The 670-nt window shown below is 59.3% G+C and carries 2 protein-coding genes; both read left to right on the forward strand.

Going from position 1 to position 670, the window contains the following annotated elements:
• The coding region (locus ACFWJO_RS38640) for a hypothetical protein (protein WP_386872878.1) at window positions 1–263 on the forward strand (263 nt) is incomplete at its 5' end.
• A partial coding sequence (locus ACFWJO_RS38645) for a hypothetical protein (RefSeq protein WP_386872880.1) occupies window positions 260–670 on the forward strand: 411 nt, incomplete at its 3' end. The genes ACFWJO_RS38640 and ACFWJO_RS38645, both read left to right, overlap by 4 nt.

The following is a 670-nucleotide window of genomic DNA, read 5'->3' on the forward strand; positions in this document are numbered from 1 at the left end:
ATCAGAGCAAGCTGGTACTAAGTACCAGGTTTGCCGATACGAAGGAGGACGTCATGACGGCAGTTTTGCCCCCACGGGGAACGGTACGGACTCTGACGCTTCCTGAGGCTCGGGAGGAACTCGGTCGGCTGGAGGCTGAGTCTGGTATGTCCATCGCTGCCCTGAAGGAGCGAGGCGACGTATGGGACCTGGACGCACACGAGCGGGGTTTGCTCGCTGAAATTCGCAACTTGGAGTTTCTGATCGACCGCGCGACGCGGTGAGCGGCACACTTCAAGAGCAGGCGGAAGCGTTCGCTGCCGGACTGACTACTACGGTTCAGGCAGTTGTTGGCACGAATTGTGCGGCATTTCAGGCAACCGCAGTCGAGGGTGGCGATGCCTTCACGGTGAGGCAAAGACCCGCCGACGGGGTGGTTTTGTCCGACAAGGATGGACCGATCCTTCGGCTTGAGGTGGATTACGAGTGCACTCTTGACGGGTTTGACCGGTACCTTGCCGTCGAGACGTCGAAGATCCATGTGTTCGTGGAACCAAACGGTCGTCAACCTCTTTTCCGATACGAGTTCGAGCGCTCGCTCGGTGCAAACCTTCCAGCCGCGCATATCCAGTTTCACGGGACGCACGCCGAGCTGGAGAAGGCCATGGAAGACTGCGGGGACAGTACACCG

Source organism: Streptomyces sp. NPDC127092 (assembly GCF_042722475.1).
Classification (GTDB): Bacteria; Actinomycetota; Actinomycetes; order Streptomycetales; family Streptomycetaceae; genus Streptomyces.